The 13,944-nt window shown below is 64.3% G+C and carries 13 protein-coding genes; 3 read left to right on the top strand and 10 right to left on the bottom strand.

Annotated features, from left to right (window positions below; all coding sequences use genetic code 11):
* Positions 1–115: 115 nt before the first annotated feature.
* From ACQCS0_RS18735 to ACQCS0_RS18745, 3 genes are all read right to left on the bottom strand, one after another.
* Positions 116–2,155, bottom strand: coding sequence for an ABC transporter ATP-binding protein (locus tag ACQCS0_RS18735; protein WP_354156381.1), 2,040 nt, complete (start codon positions 2,153–2,155; stop codon positions 116–118).
* Positions 2,152–3,900, bottom strand: coding sequence for an ABC transporter ATP-binding protein (locus ACQCS0_RS18740; protein WP_354156382.1), 1,749 nt, complete (start codon positions 3,898–3,900; stop codon positions 2,152–2,154). Before ACQCS0_RS18740 ends, ACQCS0_RS18735 begins: the two co-directional genes overlap by 4 nt.
* 186 nt (positions 3,901–4,086) lie before the next feature.
* Positions 4,087–4,395, bottom strand: a complete 309-nt coding sequence (locus ACQCS0_RS18745) for a hypothetical protein (RefSeq protein ID WP_354156383.1) — start codon at positions 4,393–4,395, stop codon at positions 4,087–4,089.
* Between the two features lie 320 nt (positions 4,396–4,715).
* On the opposite strand from ACQCS0_RS18745, the gene ACQCS0_RS18750 reads away from it, so the two are divergent.
* On the top strand, positions 4,716–5,018 hold the full coding sequence (locus ACQCS0_RS18750; RefSeq protein WP_282331931.1) for a DUF4193 domain-containing protein: 303 nt from the start codon (positions 4,716–4,718) through the stop codon (positions 5,016–5,018).
* A 63-nt stretch (positions 5,019–5,081) separates the two neighbouring features.
* On the opposite strand, the gene ACQCS0_RS18755 is transcribed toward ACQCS0_RS18750, so the two are convergent.
* Positions 5,082–5,411, bottom strand: coding sequence for a hypothetical protein (locus ACQCS0_RS18755; protein ID WP_354156384.1), 330 nt, complete (start codon positions 5,409–5,411; stop codon positions 5,082–5,084).
* 230 nt (positions 5,412–5,641) lie between these two features.
* Positions 5,642–5,905: a GlsB/YeaQ/YmgE family stress response membrane protein gene (locus ACQCS0_RS18760; RefSeq protein ID WP_354156385.1), complete on the bottom strand. Its 264-nt coding sequence runs from the start codon at positions 5,903–5,905 to the stop codon at positions 5,642–5,644.
* A 153-nt stretch (positions 5,906–6,058) separates the two neighbouring features.
* Here ACQCS0_RS18760 and ACQCS0_RS18765 point away from each other — a divergent pair, with 153 nt between their 5' ends.
* Positions 6,059–6,232 (top strand): CsbD family protein, encoded by a 174-nt coding sequence (locus tag ACQCS0_RS18765; protein ID WP_160675163.1) that lies wholly within the window; start codon positions 6,059–6,061, stop codon positions 6,230–6,232.
* A gap of 108 nt (positions 6,233–6,340) precedes the next feature.
* Here the strand turns inward: ACQCS0_RS18765 and ACQCS0_RS18770 are convergent, their stop codons facing one another.
* From ACQCS0_RS18770 to ACQCS0_RS18790, 5 genes are all read right to left on the bottom strand, one after another.
* Positions 6,341–7,036, bottom strand: a complete 696-nt coding sequence (locus ACQCS0_RS18770; RefSeq protein ID WP_354156387.1) for a hypothetical protein — start codon at positions 7,034–7,036, stop codon at positions 6,341–6,343.
* Between the two features lie 164 nt (positions 7,037–7,200).
* Entirely contained in the window at positions 7,201–8,955 is a 1,755-nt protein-coding gene (locus ACQCS0_RS18775; RefSeq protein WP_354156388.1) for a thiamine pyrophosphate-dependent enzyme, read from the bottom strand.
* Positions 8,956–9,010: 55 nt separating this feature from the next.
* Entirely contained in the window at positions 9,011–10,531 is a 1,521-nt protein-coding gene (locus ACQCS0_RS18780) for an amino acid permease (RefSeq protein WP_426939956.1), read from the bottom strand.
* A 72-nt stretch (positions 10,532–10,603) separates the two neighbouring features.
* Positions 10,604–11,536, bottom strand: coding sequence for a glutaminase (locus ACQCS0_RS18785; RefSeq protein ID WP_354155060.1), 933 nt, complete (start codon positions 11,534–11,536; stop codon positions 10,604–10,606).
* Complete coding sequence (locus tag ACQCS0_RS18790; RefSeq protein ID WP_354155061.1) at positions 11,533–13,131, bottom strand: helix-turn-helix domain-containing protein; 1,599 nt, start codon at positions 13,129–13,131, stop codon at positions 11,533–11,535. Before ACQCS0_RS18790 ends, ACQCS0_RS18785 begins: the two co-directional genes overlap by 4 nt.
* Before the next feature lie 412 nt (positions 13,132–13,543).
* Between ACQCS0_RS18790 and ACQCS0_RS18795 the strand changes: the two genes are divergently transcribed.
* On the top strand, positions 13,544–13,942 hold the full coding sequence (locus tag ACQCS0_RS18795) for a thioredoxin domain-containing protein (RefSeq protein WP_354155062.1): 399 nt from the start codon (positions 13,544–13,546) through the stop codon (positions 13,940–13,942).
* Positions 13,943–13,944: the final 2 nt, after the last annotated feature.

Consider the following 13,944-nt stretch of genomic DNA (forward strand, 5'->3'; position numbering starts at 1 on the left):
TTTATGGCGGCCAATGGCTGGTTGTCCCACTTGCACCCGTCCAGCAGCCTGCTTTTTTCACGTGCCTGCCCGGTAAGATTCGTATCACCCGCCATTGATCGCAAGGGCAGCAGCCCTAAACCTCCGCCACCGGAGCCGCGAACTGCGCTTCATACAGCCGCGCATACGCCCCACCCGCAGCCAGCAGTGAAGCGTGCGTCCCCTGCTCCACGATCTGCCCGGCCTCCATCACCAGGATGAGGTCGGCGTCGCGGATCGTGGACAGGCGGTGCGCAATCACAAAAGAAGTACGGTCGCTCCGCAGCGCACGCATCGCCTTCTGCACCAGCACCTCAGTCCGGGTATCCACCGAAGACGTCGCCTCGTCCAGGATCAGCACCGACGGCCGGGCCAGGAAGGCCCGCGCAATCGTCAGCAACTGCTTCTCCCCCGCGGACACATTCGAGCCTTCATCCTCCAGCACAGTGTCGTACCCCTCGGGCAGCGAATGCACGAACCGGTCCACATACGTCGCCCGCGCCGCCTCCAGAATCTCGGCCTCGGTAGCCCCGGGCCGGCCGTAGGCGATGTTGTCCCGGACGGTCCCGCCGAACAGCCACGTATCCTGCAGCACCATGCCCAGCCGCGAGCGCAGCTCGTGCCGCGGCACCGAGGTGACGTCCACGCCGTCGAGCGTTATCCGTCCCGCATCCAGCTCGTAGAACCGCATCATCAGGTTCACCAAGGTGGTCTTGCCCGCCCCGGTCGGCCCCACAATCGCGACCGTCTGCCCCGGCTCCGCCACCAACGAAAGCGAAGAGATCAGCGGCTTGTCCGGCGAGTAGGAGAACGAAACGTCCTCAAACACCAGCCGCCCCCGCCCAAATACAGGCTCAGCAGAAGGCGCAGGCTCCACAGATTCCTCGTCCTCATCCAACAGCGAGAACACCCGCTCCGCCGACGCCACCCCGGACTGCAGCAGGTTCGCCATGGACCCCAACTGCGCCAGCGGCATAGTGAACTGCCTCGAGTACTGGATGAATGCCTGCACATCGCCCAGCTGCATGGCCCCGGACGCGACCTGCAGGCCGCCCACCACCGCAATCCCCACATACACCAGGTTCCCAATGAACGTCATGGCCGGCATGATCAGACCCGAAATGAACTGCGCACCGAAACTCGCGTCGTACAGCTCCACATTCTTCTGCCGGAACCGCTCCTCCACCTCACGCTGCCGGCCGAAAACCTTCACCAGCGCATGCCCGGTGTACGTCTCCTCGATCTGCCCGTTCAGCTCCCCCGTGTGCTTCCACTGCGCCACAAACAGCTTCTGGGAGCGCTTGGCGATCAGCGCCGTGATCCCCAGCGTCAGCGGCACGGTCACCAGCGCGATCAGCGCCAGCGTGGGCGAGAGGATCACCATCATCACCAGCACACCCACCACGGTCAGCACCGATGTGACCGCCTGGCTGATGGACTGCTGCAGGCTCTGGGAGACGTTGTCCACGTCGTTGGTCACCCGGCTCAGCAGCTCACCGCGCTGGATCGAATCGAAATACCGCAACGGCAGCCGGTGGATCTTCGCCTCGATCTCCCCGCGCAGCCCGCACACCGTCCGCTGCACCACCCCGTTCAGCACATACGCCTGCACCCACATAAACGCCGACGCCAGCACGTACAGCACCAGCGCCCACAGCAGCACACTGGACAGCGCCGCGAAGTCGATCCCGGCGCCCGGGGTCAGCGCCATGGGCGTGAGCATGTCCGCCCGCTGGTTCTCCCCCGCGGCCCGCAGCTGCGCGATCAGTTGCTCCTTGCTCACCCCGGCGGGCAGCTGCCGGGACACCACCCCGGCGAAAATCAGGTTGGTGCCCTCCCCCAGCAGCCGCGGCCCGATCACCGAGAGCGTCACGCTGGCCACGCCCATCACCAGAACCAGCAGCAACCACGCCCGCTCCGGCCGCAGCGTGCCCACCAACCGCCTGGCCGACGGCCCGAAGTTCATCGCCTTCTCTGCCGGGACGTTCATCCCCGCGAACGGTCCGCCGCGTCCCGGTCCGCCCGCCGGACGCGGAATGCGTACGACGTCGGCAGTGGCTGTTTTGGAGGCCGCCGCGGTTCCGCCGGGGGCTGCTGTGTGGGAAGCGCCCGACGTCGGCCGCTGCGGCGCGCTCATACCGTCTCCTCCGCTGCCAGCTGGGAGGAGACAATCTCCCGGTACGTCTCGGAGTCCTCCAGCAGCTCTCCGTGCGTCCCGCGCGCAACGATTCTGCCGTCGTCGAGCACTAAGATCTGGTCCGCATCCACGATGCTGGACACCCGCTGAGCGATGATCACCAGGGTGGCGCCCCCCGTGTTGCGCTTGAGCGCCTGCCGCAGCCGGGCGTCGGTGCCGGTGTCCAGTGAGGAGAACGAGTCGTCAAAGATATACAGTTCGGGCCGTTTCACCAGTGCACGGGCGATGGCCAGCCGCTGCCGCTGCCCACCGGAGACGTTGGTGCCGCCCTGGGAAATGGGTGCATCCAGGCCGCCCTCCATCTCCTCCACGAAGTCCCTCGCCTGCGCAATCTCAAGGGCGGACCAGCACTCGTCCTCGGTGGCATCCGGTTTGCCGTACTGCAGATTGCTGCGGACGGTGCCGGTGAACAGGTAAGGCCGCTGCGGCACCAACCCGATGTGCCCCCACAGCAGGTCCGGGTGCAGCTCGCGCACATCCACCCCGTCCACCCGGACCGAGCCGGTGGTGGCGTCGAACAGCCGCGGCATGAGGTTCACCAGGGTGGTCTTGCCGGCACCGGTGCTGCCGATGATCGCCGTCGTCTGCCCTGCCTTCGCGGTGAAGCTGAGCCCGGACAGGACAGGCTGATCGGCACCCGGGTAGGCGAATCCGACGTCGCGCATTTCCAGCTGCCCGCGGCGGTGCCCGTGGGACGACACCGCACTCCTGAGCGGACTCTTCGGCGGCCGGACGCTCGACTCGGTGCCCAGCACCTCGCCGATCCGGTCCGCCGAGACGGCGGCGCGCGGGATCATCACCGCCATGAACGTGGCCATCATGACAGACATCAGGATTTGCATCAGGTAGCTCAGAAACGCGATGAGCGTGCCCACCTGCATGGAGCCGTCCTCGATCCGGAACGAGCCGAACCAGATCACGGCTACGGACGAGACGTTCAGCACCAGCATCACCACGGGAAACGCGAGCGCCATCAGCCGGCCGGCACGCAGCGCGGTGTCCGTGACGTCCTCGTTTGCCTGGGCGAAGCGGGCGCTCTCGATGTCCTCCCGGACGAACGCGCGCACCACCCGGATGCCGGTGAGCTGCTCCCGGAGCACGCGGTTTACGGTGTCAATCCGGACCTGCATCTTCCGGAACAGCGGCACCATCCGGCTGATGATCAGGCCCACCCCGATCATCAGCACGGGCACGGCGACGGCGATCAGCCAGGACAGCTGCACGTCCTGCCGGACGGCCATGATTACGCCCCCGATGGCGAGCATGGGCGCGGCCACCATCATGGTGGCGGCCATCAGCACCAGCTGCTGGACCTGTTGGACGTCGTTCGTGGAGCGGGTGATCAGGCTGGGCGCGCCGAACTTGGTCACTTCCTGTTCAGAAAACTCCCCCACCCGGGTGAAGATGGCCCCGCGCAGATCCCGGCCCACCCCCATGGCCGCCTTCGCCCCGAAGTACACGGCAATCACAGCGCAGATGATCTGCAGCAGCGTAATCGCCAGCATCAGGCCGCCCAGGCTGAGGATGACGCCGGTGTCCCCCTTGGCCACGCCCTCATCAATGATGTCCGCGTTCAGCGTGGGTAGGTACAACGACGCGATGGATTGCGCCAGTTGAAAAATCACGACGGCGATCAGCAGTTGCCGGTGCGGCCGCAGGTATTCAACAAGCAGTTTCCAGAGCAATGCGGCTCCAAAGGTTCTGTCCCGATGGAATGTTTAGCTACGGGTGGTGCGAAGGTCAGTTTACGTCCGGAGGCTGGGATAAAGCCCGGCAGCTTGGAAAAAATTCGGCCGGTTCTCCCAAAGCGTATTCGCCTTGCCGGTTGGAGCGCCGCCGTCAGGCTGTCCGGGAACTACTCGTCGATGTCCTCAGCCCGGACTCCGCTGCGACGCCAGATCGCCTGCCACCTCTACGACCTTTTCAGCTGGCACTCCGGCGGCCAAGGCGGCAGCAATCTGCACATCGCACGCGGCTTTTGCCTGGTCAAGGGCCCATTCAGCGGCCTCGACCTCGCCGACGCGGGTGGTCACTGCGGCCAGCAACGCGTCGTGGAGGGCTAAGAGGTCAGCGGCCGCCTTTTTGGCAGCGGGTGACGCCAGCTCGTGTTCGCCGTAAAGTGTCCAATCAACCTGGGCGATGGACAGAGGCGGGGTGTTTGAATCAATGAACGGGTCCACGGGTCGGCCTTCTACGACTGGCTAAGCAAGGCTCCCGGTCGCTGAGCGGAATCAGGTCTCTGAGGACCACCAGACTGAACAAGTCTGTCTACTAATTCAGAGACTACACAGGAGCCTACGAAATACGAAGCGTGGGCGGTGACACCAAGCGGATTGCTGCCCTGGCATGGGGTGTCGCGGGGAATGCACCGGCGCGGTCTGACGTTACAGCACGGCCCTTACGTCGTCCGGGCCTTTGACGCGGGAACAACGGCGCAGTGGTGTACGTTGCAGTCTCGTCAGACACATCGTAGAAGCATCAGAAATGAGAAGCACCCAAAGTGGCAACCGATTACGACGAAGTTCGTTCCGACGTCAAGGAAACCCAAGACCGTTCCCTGGAGGCATTACAGTCTGCGAACGCCCCGGACGCCCGCAGCGTCGTCAATGAACTGGACGAAGCGGATGCATTCGATGAGGGCCTGACTCCCGGGGGAGAGATCGTCTCCGAGGAGCTCATCGTTCAGGTCATTCCCCAGGCCGCGGACGAGTTCACCTGCTATTCCTGTTTCCTCGTCCGGCACCGGTCTCAACTCGCCCGCGAAAGCAACGGCCACTCATACTGCATCGAGTGCGAGGGGTAGGGCATCCATCCTCAGGGCGCACTATCCGACAGCAGACCATCAGGGTGAGATTGCTGTTGCGGCTCACGCTGCCTGAGTAGCCATAACCGCCAGGGGCGCCGCGTTGTCAGGGGCAAGGATGGTCAGCCTGTAATCGGACTGGAGCGGATCGACGCGGGCAGGCAGATGGTGGGACCGCGAGCAGGCGCGCAGTTCTTCCAACGCGTCGGGCTCGATGCAGGCCCGGGTCATATCGAGTTCCAAGGCCATGCCCGTGGTGAGGGAGTTGGCGCGCTTCATGACGGCATACAGGCCGTGCACGCTTTTTGATGTCACATGGCCCTGCGCGGCTACCTGGGCCGTTGCACAGTCGAGGTCCACCCGGACCAGCACCCGAAGCTTGTCTGTTGTCACGAAAATTCTCCGCTCTAAGTTGGGTGCCACAACGCTGTGGCGCCCCGGACAACCATAGACCAAATGTGATCCAGGCAACACACCTGCAGATATTGGTGTTTTGCCACGCTCCGCCCCGGGACGCGGGAGCGGCGTGCGCAGAGAGTGCCTGTACGGCAGGTGAAGGGGACGGCGATCCCCGGAAAACAGCAATGGGACGTTATGTGCTTCCCGGGGCATGGCCGCACGGGTCAGGCGTGGCTCCTGCGGGTCACCGCCCCGAAGATTCCCAGGACGATCAAAGCCCCAAGAATGGCCAGCAGCCAAGTCCTCAGGTCGAAAAATTCCGCCAGGCCACCGCCGAAGATCAGCGAGCCGATCCATCCTCCGAGGATCGCTCCGACGACGCCAAGAACCATCGTGACCAGCCAGCCCCCGCCTTGCCGGCCGGGGAGTATGGCCTTGGCGATGGCTCCTGCAATCAGGCCGAGCAAGAGAAATCCGAGAATTCCCATGACGCACTTCCTTCCAAAGGACCACCAGCGTCGCCGTGACGCCATAGCAAGATTTTAATCAGCATGCTTAGCATCTGGCAAGGATTCGATTTACGATTAAATAGTGAGCCGCAGGCAGCCCGCCAGCGGCAACCAACCTGAGGAAGTGACACTGTGGGTTTGGACGACAAGATCGAGAACACCGCCGAGAAGCTTGGCGGCAAGGGTAAGGAAGTCGCCGGCGAAGCCAAAGGCGATCCGGGCCTGAAAGCCGAAGGCAAAAGCGACCAGGCAAAAGCAGACCTGAAACAGGCCGGCGAGAAGGTCAAAGACGCCTTCAAGGAATAATCCACCTCAACCAGGGAAGGGTGCGGCGCGACCACGGGCGGCACCCTCCCGCGTTGACCGTGTTGATCCCTCGCGCGGACATCCTTAGCCTGCTCCATCCTGTGGGTGCTATTGGCCGAGCAGGGACACGGCGTGGGCGATGACGAGCGCCAGCAGCACGAAGCCGCCGAAGGCTTCGAGGCCCATGAGTGATTTTGCCCGGGCAGAGAGGGGCATCGTGTCCGTGGGGCTGAAGGCCATGGAATTAGAGAGCGAGAAGTAGACGTAGTCAATGAACGACGCCGTCCAGCCGCTCTTTACCGAAGACCTGGCGGCAACTTCCTTGACGGCGTCGTGGTCTTCGTCCTGGGGGAACCGGAAGTCTGCCTGGGGCAGCTCGTGGCGTGGGGTGTGCCGGCGGGACACAGGGCCGCCCCTGTCCAGTTCCCAATAGACCAGCGCAAAGGCGATGACGTTCGTTACCCAAACCTGAAGCGTGGCGAGCAGAAGGTTTGGACCGTCGGTGTTGTCAGGGCCTGCGAGGGCGATGACCAGCTGCACCAGGGCAGCCTCATTCGCTGCGACCAGCAGCAGTGCCTGGCCTACGGAAAGATGCCTCGACCAGCGCGTTTGGCGCGTGAGGCGGCGGGGATTCAGGACAATAAGCGGGATCAGGAGGCCCAGCCCGACGATGACAACCGCGTAGCGAACGCCCGGCAGGAATGCTGTGGGCAATGTCGCGTACAGGCTCAGGGCAACAAGCAGGCCAACGACGGCAGGCCAGCGGTGCTCAGCGTGGGCCTGTTGTCCGTTGTAGGTCGTCATAATCAGGAGTGTAGGCACGGTTCCGCACAACATCTGCTCCGACTCACCGCACGTACGTCGTGCCGTCACGGAGGCATGACTAACCCGACGGGTGTGACCCGGATCGGAGAGCAGCGATCGACGGCGGGATGTCCCGCCGTCGACCGCTGCTCTCTCAGGTCGGCTCAGTAGGCCTTAACCCGCTGTTCGACGATGAGATGGATGAGGGCGAAGACGCCGTCCCCGTCGATTGCCGCCAGCGCGGCGTCCAATGCCGCCGGAACCTCACAGTCCTCGGTGACAGTGATCCCAAAACCGCCGAAGGCCCTGGCCATCAGGCCGAAGTCCGGATTCTTCAGCTGGGTCCCGGAGACGCGCGAGGGATAGTGGCGCTCCTGGTGGGTACGGATGGTGCCGTATTCCTGGTTGTCCATAACGATCACCAGCGGCGTGGCCCCGTACTGGGCCGCGGTGGCCAGCTCCTGGCCGTTCATGAGGAACTCCCCGTCTCCGGCGATGGTGACCACGCGGCGCCGGGGTTCGGCCAGCGATGCCGCGATGGCCGAGGGTACGGAATAGCCCATGGAGCCGTTGCGGGCACTGATCATGGAGGCGTAACGGCGGGTAGGAAAGTAGCGGTGGGCCCAGTTGGTGTGCTCCCCCGCACCGAACGTCACCAGTGAATCCTCGGGCAGCCTTGGCACCAGGTTCGCCATCAAAGTGTCCATCCTCGCCTGCCCCGCTGCCGGCGCCGCTGGCGGTAGCGCGGCGAACCGCTCCTGCTCGCCCCGCATCCGGCTTGTCCACGCTTTCCACTCGTCCTTCGCCGGCAAGTCAATCCCCACAATGTCGCGGACAAAGGCCTCGGGCTTGGCCAGGATCTGCCGAGAAACGGGTCCCGACCGGCCACGGAGTGAGGAGTCGGCTGTGACAAGGAAGTTCTTTTTGTTCCAGTCCTGCCGGCAGACGAATCCGTCCGTAATCACGTCGCCCGGCACCGTCCCCACAAACACCAGCAGGTCGGTTTCCTCCAGCAGGTCGTAGGTGGGGCGGGGGCGGCCGTAACCAATCGGGCCCACGTAGGACGGGGAATCGAAGGAGACCGTTCCCTGCGTCCGCCATTCAGCGGCAGCCGGGATATGGTGCCGTTCCAGCCATCCGGTCAGCTGGTCAGCCGCCTCCTGCGTCCAGTCGTTGCCGCCGGTGACAAAGAGCGGCTTGGTGGATTCCGCCAGCGCAGCCTCCAGCGCGGCGGCATCGGTGCTGCTCAAGCCACCGGCTGCCACCGGAATGGCGGGGTGCAGCACCGGGTCAATCTGCTGCCGGATGATGTCCTCCGGCAGGCCCACCACCACCGGGCCCGGCCGCCCGCTCATGGCCGCAAACATCGCCTCGGCCACGATCTCGGACGCCCGCTCCGCATGGTCAAGGACCATAACGCGCTTCGCCCCCGTATCAAACCAGGCCTTGATATCGAACTCCTGGAACGCCTCACGGTCCCGATGCGCGAAGGGGATCAGGCCGACGAACAGCAGCATGGGGGTGGAGTCCTGCCATGCGGTGTGCAGCCCCACATGCGCGTTGGCCGCGCCGGGACCCCGGGTCACCATCGCTATGCCTGGGCGCTGGTGCATCTTGCCGTCGGCCTCGGCCATGTAGGCGGCGCCGCCCTCGTGCCGGCAGACGATTGTTTCAATATCCGAGTTGTGCAGTCCGTCCAGGACGTCCAGGAAGCTCTCGCCGGGAACCACATAGGTGCGCTCCACACCATGGGCCACGAGCGAATCAACTATCACGTGCCCGGCTGATTTCAGTGCCGGGCCGTTGCCGGCGTGAAGCTCCTCCGAAGGGCGTGCCAGCCGGGAGACTTGCCCGGAATTCCCGACGGCGGCGGGCTGGGTGTGGGATGCGGTCAGGATTGCTTGGGTTTCCGGTGTCATGGGCTTTCTTTGGCTGTTTGGGCTGGTTTGGCGTTCGTAGTGGATGGTGCGCGCTTTACCTGAAGGTCTCCGCGGGCGGGTTGGCGATCACGGGGGCTGTGCCTGTGAATCCGTCGCGGGTTTCGGCGATCTCGCGGATTCGTTGCCGGCAGGCGTACCAGCCGAATACCATCAGCACGCAGGCGATGGCCGTGACGAGCATGGTGAGCGGGGATTCGATGAACACCATGACCAGCACGCCCGCCAGGAACAGCAGTGAAAGGTAGCCGGTGTACGGGGCGCCGAACATCCGGAAGGACGGGCGCTGGAGCCAGCCTTTGTTCGCCCAGCGTTGTAGCTGGATTTGGCAGAGCACGATGGTTGCCCAGGTCATGACGATGCCCACGGATGCGACGTTCAGCACGATCTCGAAGGCCTCCGCTGGCACCAGGTAGTTCAGCGGGACGCCTAGGAGGGACACGCCGGCGGTGATGGCGATGCCGCCGTAGGGGACCCCGGCTTTGTTCATCCGGCCTGCGAACTTTGGGGCGGAGCCGTTCACGGACATGGAGCGTAGGATGCGGCCGGTGGAATATAGGCCGGCGTTGAGGGAGGAGAGCGCGGCGGTGAGGACCACGAGGTTCATGATGACGTCCACGCCTTGGATGCCGATGGAGCCGAAGAACGTCACGAACGGGCTGACGCCCTTTTCGTAGGAGGTGTATGGCAGCAGGAGGGCGAGCAGGATGACGGAGCCGACGTAGAAGACGGCGATCCGGAAGACCACGGAGTTGATGGCCTTGGGCATGATTTTTTCGGGGTTCTTGGTCTCGCCGGCGGCGGTGCCCACGAGTTCGATGGAGGCGTAGGCGAACAGGACGCCCTGCATCAGGATGATCATGGGGAGCAGTCCGTTGGGGAAGACGCCGCCGTTGTCCGAGAGCAGGCTCAGGCCCACCGGCTGGCCGTCCACGGGGGTGCCGAAGATGACGAAGTAGGTGCCTACCACGAGGAAGACCACCAGGGCGGCGACCTTGATCAGGGCGAACCAGAACTCGAGCTCACCGAACACCTTGACGGAGACGAGGTTCAGGGCGAGGACCACCACGAGGGCGATCAGGGCCCAGGCCCATTGCGGGACCTCGGCCATCCAGGGGATGTAGTGGCCGAAGAAGTTCATGTAGAGCGCGGCGGCGGTGATGTCCACGATGGTGGTGGTGGCCCAGTTGATCCAGTAGAACCAGCCGGAGACGAACGCGGCTTTCTCGCCGAAGAATTCCCGGGCGTAGGAGACAAACGAGCCCGAGGAGGGGCGGTGCAGGACCAGTTCGCCCAGGGCGCGCAGGATGAGGAACGCGAAGAAGCCGCAGACGGCGTAGGCGATGACCAGCGACGGGCCGGCGGCGTTGAGCCTGCCGCCGGCGCCGAGGAACAGGCCGGTGCCGATCGCACCGCCGATGGCGATCATCTGGATCTGCCGCGGTTTGAGGTTCTTGTGATAACCCTTGTCCTCCGCGTGCAGCGCCGATTCGGTGGCGTGCGCGTGACCGCCGTCGGCCTGTTGCAGTACAACCTCGTCATTGGGGTTGATGGGCATGGTTGATCCTTTCGATACGGAGAAGATCCTGCTGGGTTGGGAAGAAGTTTGTAGGGGCGTGCAACCTGGGGTCTAAAAAACGGACCAGCCGGTGCGGTCGGAAAGGTCTGCGAGAGCCGCGGTGCCGGCCAGGGAGTTTCCCTTGGCGTCCAGCCGCGGGCTCCAGACGCAAATGGCGCATTCACCTGGAACGATGACCAGGATCCCGCCGCCCACACCGCTTTTCCCGGGGAGGCCCACGCGGTAGGCGAATTCTCCCGCGGCGTCGTACATGCCGCATGTCAGCATGATGGAGCCGATGCGTTTCGCATCACTGGGGGACACGACGGTTCCGCGCGCTCCTCGGCCGTCCCGGGCGAGGAAGAGTCCGGCTTTGGCGAGTTCCACGCAGGTCATCATGATGGAGCATTGGCGGACGTAGTTTTCCACCACGGATTCCGCGGCCTGCCTCAGGTTGCCGAAGCCCTTCAGGAAGTGCGCCAACGCCAGGTTGCGGCTGCTGCTGGAAAGCTCGCTGGCTGCCGCCGCCTCATCGATGAAGGGCCCTGTGCTGCCCGCCTGGTCGGTGAGGAACCGCAACACCTGGGTGGCGGCGTCGGACGTTTCTTCCATCAGGTGATCGGTAACCACCAAGGCACCGGCGTTGATGAAAGGGTTCCGCGGGATGCCGTGCTCCAGTTCCAGCTGGACCAGGGAGTTAAACGAGGTGCCGGATGGTTCGCGCAGCACGCGGGACCACAGTGTTCCTGAGCTGTCGCCTCGAAGCGCCATTGCCAGTGTGAACACCTTGGAGATGCTCTGGATGAAAAAAGGGACGTCGGCATCGCCGGAACGGAACACCTTACCGGAAGTGGTGGCGACGGCGATCCCGAACCTGTCGAAGGGTACCGCTGCCAGGAGGGGGATGTTGGCCGGGACAGAACCGGTTTCCTGCTGTGGCCTGTGGCTGCGGACGATGTCGTCCAGTATCCGGTCCAACGGCGGCGCTTTGAGTGCTGTGGTCATTTCCTGCCCAGTTGTTCTTTAGGTGTGCCGGCCCATTCCTGGACATGGAGCAGGGCCACCAGCGAGTCCCTCGGGTTGCCGAAGTTCAAGCCGGTCGCCCGGGATGCCTTGCTGATCCGGTAATAGACGGTGTTCTTGTGCAGCCCCATCCTGCTGGCGCATTCGGCAACATCGAGCGAGGCTTCGAAGTACGCGTGCAGGGTTTCCGCGAGTTCAGCGTCCTGCCGCAGTAGTGCGTAAAGACTGCGGTGGCGGAACGTGGAGGACATGAAATTCTGAACCGCCTCGCGGAAGAGGATCTCTCCCTCGAAGTCGTCCACCGTGGCAACGCCCCTGTCCGAAGACGTGCCAACACAACTCAACAGGGCCTCGGTGATCCGGGTGGTCGAGTGCAGGGACAGCAGGTCCGGGACTACCGGGCCGACGGCTGCGAACGGGCTGATGCCGAGGTGCTTACCGGCATCCCGGACGATGGACTCGGCCAGGCTCCGCAGCCCGGGCTCCGCGGCGGTTGACTGCAGGCCAGGAACAATGACGGCGGTGTCACCCTTGAACTGGCCCACGACGGCGGACGCTTTGTAGGCGGCCGCGTGGATGGACGCCAGATTGGCGAGTTCGCCGTGCTTGAGTGCTGCGTCGTCGGCTTGGGCTTCGGAGTCGGGCATTCCTATCAGGATCAGTGCGGCCGGGCGCCCAGCTGAGATCTTCTCGCTGTAAGCACTGGCAGCGGCTTCCGCCGAGCCTGACAGGATCCGCACAATGCGGTCCTCGCGCATGTGCACAGACTGCTGGTTGCGGTGCCGGATGAGCTCTGCGGAGGCCCGAGCAACAGATCCTTTCAGCACATAGTCAACGTCGGGGCCGAAGCCGTCCCCGGTTTCCTGCAGCCAGATGTAGCCCATGATCCGGTCCCCGGCGAACAGTGTGACGGCCACCCGTTCCCGCAGCCCGTCCTGGGGCCGGGCCGGTACCCGCACCGGCAGCCGGGTCCTATGCAGTTCACGGTAGGCGCCCAGGTCCTTCAGCAGCAGCTCGTATATACGCGGACCTCGCCGGGCCAGGATGGAGGCCTTGCGCAGTTCGTCGATGTCGTTCGAAACGGTGGAGTATGCCAGGACCTTGTTGGCGGCGTCTTCGATGACCACGTGGCTGGAGGTGAGCCGAGCGGTGGTCTGGGCGATGGCAAACAAGTCCTCTTCCAGCAGCGTCAGCACTTCGCGCTGGTAGCTGCGCGGCTGGATGCGGTCCTTGGCAATGGACAGCAGCCGGTCCCAGTCAGCCCCCGGATCCACCAGGAGTAGGCCTGTGCCGGCATCGCGGAGCAGTTCCTGGGCTTCGGTGAGCTCTTCAAGCCTTCCCTTGACGGCGATCACTGGCGGAGGGTTCTTAAGGAGCCGCCGCAACGCGGGCAAAGCCGAGCGGCCGCGGACGCCGATCAGCAGGACAAAGGCCGCGCCGCCGTCGGACGTTTCATCATCCGCATCCACTATCAGGAACCGTTCGATCGCAGAGCTACCGGCGGCAGGCCGGAGGATGAGGCTGGCGAAACCCAGCGGGAGATCCGAGAGAATATCGTCCACCGTAACCGCTGCCATGGGCTTCCTTCTGCGTCGATCTGGTCGGACGGCTCTGTCCGGTAACTTCATGCTATCGAGGCGCGCTCGCCCAAAATATGGAAGAGAACCCAAATGAAGTGTCAGCTTTTCGGTTGGCGGACCAAGTTTTTACGGCGCATTGCCCTGTATGGGCGCCGGCGCGGTAGGTCAGTGCGAGATTGCGGGTGGCGGTGCTGCGCCACGCAGTCGGCTGTCCGGGCGCCTATTTGGGTGTTCGTGTCCAGCGGGTGGCCCTGGATGATCTGTTGCCAGCTGCTGACCCCTGACCGCCCGCCGTTGTGTGTGCTGGGACACAGAAGCCTGGCCAGGGCCTTGCTACGCTAGGGCAGAAGACGGCGGAACCTTCCGCCGTCGCTCGAAGGTGCACCTGTGAAAAAGCCGCTTCTGTCCGTTGCGTTGGCGGGCGCCCTGGGCGCCTCGTCCTGCGGCGCACCAGGCAGCACCACTACCGGCCCGTCCGCCGTCGGCGAAATCACCGCAGCGCAGCTTCACCACATACACCCCCGAGGCTGTATCTTCGGCGTCGGAGTCGGAGAAGGTCATCCTGTTCTTCCACGCCACCTGGTGCTCCACCTGCAAGCTGCTCGCCTCCGACATCGAGGCAAATGCCGCCAGCATCCCCGCCGGCGTCAAGATCCTTAAAGTGGACTACGACTCCGAGACCGCGCTCAAACAAAAATACGGCGTGACCCTCCAGCACACCCTCGTGCAGGTGAAGCCGGACGGCTCGCAGATCGCCAAGTGGAGCCTGAGCCGGGATCTGAATGCCCTTGTCAAGGAGATCCGCTAGCG

This window comes from Pseudarthrobacter sp. S6, assembly GCF_050156575.1.
In the GTDB taxonomy this organism is placed as follows: Bacteria; Actinomycetota; Actinomycetes; order Actinomycetales; family Micrococcaceae; genus Arthrobacter.

Excerpts from the sequence above, each read along its gene's own strand:
- ACQCS0_RS18735 (WP_354156381.1), bottom strand. The coding sequence starts at position 2,155 with ATGAGCGCGCCGCAGCGGCCGACGTCGGGCGCTTCCCACACAGCAGCC.
- ACQCS0_RS18760 (WP_354156385.1), bottom strand. The coding sequence starts at position 5,905 with ATGGGAATTCTCGGATTTCTCTTGCTCGGCCTGATTGCAGGAGCCATC.
- ACQCS0_RS18770 (WP_354156387.1), bottom strand. The coding sequence starts at position 7,036 with ATGACGACCTACAACGGACAACAGGCCCACGCTGAGCACCGCTGGCCT.
- ACQCS0_RS18775 (WP_354156388.1), bottom strand. The coding sequence starts at position 8,955 with ATGACACCGGAAACCCAAGCAATCCTGACCGCATCCCACACCCAGCCC.
- ACQCS0_RS18780 (WP_426939956.1), bottom strand. The coding sequence starts at position 10,531 with ATGCCCATCAACCCCAATGACGAGGTTGTACTGCAACAGGCCGACGGC.
- ACQCS0_RS18785 (WP_354155060.1), bottom strand. The coding sequence starts at position 11,536 with ATGACCACAGCACTCAAAGCGCCGCCGTTGGACCGGATACTGGACGAC.
- ACQCS0_RS18790 (WP_354155061.1), bottom strand. The coding sequence starts at position 13,131 with ATGGCAGCGGTTACGGTGGACGATATTCTCTCGGATCTCCCGCTGGGT.